We start from the raw sequence: 2,900 nt of genomic DNA on the forward strand, positions 1-2,900 counted from the left end.
CAACGTGCCGGTGGAATTGGCGTGGAAACGGGTGCAGGACGGTCGGCTGGGCACACGCAATGCCTGCTACTTCGCCTGGGACTGCTTTCATCCTCAGTGGGATCCCAAGCATTTGTGGCAGACATCCTCGGCGCCGACAACATCGCGCACCGAGCACCAACCACCTGGGCCCAGTCAACGGTCCCCAGCGCGGCGTAACACCTGACAGCCAGCCAGGCGCTACAGCTGCAAGCCCCAGTCCCTCAGAACCAGGTAGTTGACGTGACCGCGTAGTGATTGGTCGGACCTGATGCCGCACAGGTAAGGGATCCGCGAGCAACCAGAAGGTCGAGGTGGGCTGCGACCTCGAGGATCGCGGTCATGCCGTGCACCGCGCCAAGCTCGTCGACGGTGCGCTCGTGGCGGGTCCACAGCATGCGCCGCGCAACGTCGTAGGCGGTGTCGGATCCGGCCGCGACCAGCCCGTGGACCAGGTCGAGACGCTCCCGGTGATGGTCGAGCAACTCGTCGACCCTGGCGTTGACGCTTTGCGTGACCGCGCCGTGCGCGGGGAGCATCCACGCGTCCGGCAGGTCCAGGAAGAGCCGCAGTGAGGAAAGATAGGACCGAAGTGGCAGCTCTTCGGGCATTCGCTCCAGAGCGATCGATGGCGTGATACGCGGCAGGATGTGGTCGCCGGTGAATGCCAGCCGGGCTCGGCGGTCCTGGTAGACCATATGTCCACGGGTATGACCGGGCGTCGCGCGAGCGACGATCAGCGTTCCACCGCAGTCGATTTCATCGCCGTCGTCGAGCCAGATGTCGGGTGGCCCGAACGGCACGTCCCGTTCGAACGGTTCGAGCTCCAAGTCGGCGATCGTCTGCGCGAGCTCGGGTGCGCCTGCCCGGCGCAACAGCCGCGCCTGTATCGGATAGGCGCCGTCGATCTCGTCGAATGCCTCGATCGTGTGGTGTTCCTGACGGCCGATCAGCACTGTGGTGCCATAGCGCCGCTGCCACATAATGGCTCGGGAGAAGTGGTCCCAATGGGCGTGGGTGACGAGAATGCGCCGCACGTCGCCGGGGGCGAATCCGAGCCCGTGCAGCGCTTCGATGATGACGGATTCGCTTGGCTCGTCGGCCCAACCGGAATCCACCAGCGTCACGCCGTCGTCTCCCAGGATGGCGTACACGTTGACCGTCCGCAGGTCCGCGAGCGGAAGCGGCAGCGGGATGCGCACGACGTGCGGGGTGACGTCGTCCACCTCGTGGCGATCAGTGGTCAGACGACGATCCAGCATTCAATCAGTCCCTTCACTCCATCGGATCACCGTAATTTAACATAGGATAAAAAATCTCTTACCCAGGCGAAGGATGGCGTGGCTACCGCGGTCGTGGTTGTAACCGCCGCACAAGTCGTTTAATGTAAATTAGAAATTACTAGCACCTGGAGTCGACGATCACCCATGACTGATCCACTGCCACCGGAGGTCTTCGCCGAGCGCGAGGGGGTCGTGTCGGTCAACGCCGCCGCAGGGATCGGTCGGATCACCCTCGATCGATCGGAGCAGATGAACGCCATCACCGTCGCGTTGGGCGTCGAACTCGAGCGCGCGATCCTTGCACTCGGGTCGGACCCGACGATCCACGTGATCGTCATCCGGGGTGCGGGTGGAAACTTCTGCGCAGGTGGCGATTTCGGCGAGGTCGAGCGACTGCGCGCCGAAGGACCGGCGGCGCTGCGGACATTGTTCGTGTCCTTCCGGAGCGCCTGCGATGCCATCAGCGCGATCGACGTACCCGTGGTGGCCGCAGTCGAAGGAGTCGCCGCGGCGGGTGGATTCGAACTCATGCAGGCCGCGGACACCGTGCTGGTCAGCGATGATGCGCGGATCTCGGACAATCACATCAGATTCGGCATGATCCCTGGCGGCGGCAGCACACAGAGATTGCCGCGGCTGATCGGTCGCCAACAGGCGATGGGAGTCCTGCTCAGCGGAGACCGGCTTTCGGGCGCAGATGCCGCTCGGCTGGGTCTGGCATACCGCAGTTTTCCGCGAGATCGCTTCGACGACGAGGTGGAGCTGTTCGTGTCCGCAATGGCCGGCCGCGACCGGGGCGCACTCACGGCCATCAAGCAACTGGTGCTGTCTGGGTTAGAGCAGCCCGCGGCAGCGGGTCTCGACGACGAAATCACCGCAGTTGTGCGCCACATCAGCGAGGGAGCCGGACGCAACGGTGCGTCGGCCTTCAGCGAACGAGGAGGAACCCGGTGACGACGATTGGTTCGACGACGCCTGTCGCGCTCGACGTGGACGGCGGGCTGGCCCGTCTCCGCCTCAACCGGCCGGAGGTCTCCAACGGGTTGAACGTGGAACTGCTCAAGGCGCTACACGAGGCGATCTTGACCTGTCACGCCGATCCCAAGGTCAGGGTCGTGTTGCTGACCGGCGAAGGGCGCAACTTCTGCGCAGGCGGCGACATTCACACCTTCGAGTCCAAGGGCGCCGACCTGCCGGACTACCTGCGTGAGGCCACGGCCTGGCTGCAGCTGGCTTCCGCTGCGTTGATTCAGCTACGAGTCCCAGTGGTCACGGCGGTACAGGGCTTCGCGGCGGGTGGTGGCGGCCTGGGATTGGTGTGTGCGTCAGACATCGTGGTCGCCGCCGAATCCGCGAAGTTCTTCTCCGGCGCCGTTCGCGTCGGCATGGCCCCCGACGGCGGGGTGTCGGTGACGCTCACCCAGTTGGTTGGGCTACGGCAGGCGCTGCGGATCGTCCTGACCAACCCGACGCTCACCTCTGCCGAGGCGCTGCGCATCGGGCTGATCACCGAGGTCGCGGCCGACGACGAACTACAAAGTCGCGCAGAGGAGCTGGCCCTACAGCTGGTCGACCTTCCCACGCAGGCGTTGTCGGCGA

The 2,900-nt window shown here is 65.0% G+C and carries 3 protein-coding genes and 1 pseudogene; 3 read left to right on the forward strand and 1 reads right to left on the reverse strand.

Translation table 11 applies throughout. The features are described 5' to 3' along the window. Nucleotides 1-118, forward strand: a pseudogene (locus tag QOC69_RS10755) (hypothetical protein); the annotation flags it as partial. 124 nt (nucleotides 119-242) lie between these two features. Here QOC69_RS10755 and QOC69_RS10760 read toward each other — a convergent pair. Beyond that, nucleotides 243-1,280 (reverse strand): MBL fold metallo-hydrolase, encoded by a 1,038-nt coding sequence (locus QOC69_RS10760; protein ID WP_526439186.1) that lies wholly within the window; start codon nucleotides 1,278-1,280, stop codon nucleotides 243-245. Between the two features lie 165 nt (nucleotides 1,281-1,445). On the opposite strand from QOC69_RS10760, the gene QOC69_RS10765 reads away from it, so the two are divergent. Both QOC69_RS10765 and QOC69_RS10770 read left to right on the forward strand, forming a co-directional pair. Further along, nucleotides 1,446-2,255 carry an enoyl-CoA hydratase/isomerase family protein gene (locus QOC69_RS10765; protein WP_526439189.1) on the forward strand — a complete coding sequence of 270 codons (810 nt, stop codon included), beginning with the start codon at nucleotides 1,446-1,448 and terminating at the stop codon, nucleotides 2,253-2,255. After that, nucleotides 2,252-2,900 (forward strand): enoyl-CoA hydratase/isomerase family protein (locus QOC69_RS10770; protein ID WP_526439191.1); only part of this gene is annotated, 649 nt, incomplete at its 3' end. The genes QOC69_RS10765 and QOC69_RS10770, both read left to right, overlap by 4 nt.

It is taken from the genome of Mycobacterium sp. (assembly GCF_032162105.1).
In the GTDB taxonomy this organism is placed as follows: domain Bacteria; phylum Actinomycetota; class Actinomycetes; order Mycobacteriales; family Mycobacteriaceae; genus Mycobacterium.

Bases quoted from the DNA above. Each gene is read 5' to 3' on its own strand.
- QOC69_RS10760 (WP_526439186.1), bottom strand. From the start codon at position 1,280: ATGCTGGATCGTCGTCTGACCACTGATCGCCACGAGGTGGACGACGTC.
- QOC69_RS10765 (WP_526439189.1), top strand. From the start codon at position 1,446: ATGACTGATCCACTGCCACCGGAGGTCTTCGCCGAGCGCGAGGGGGTC.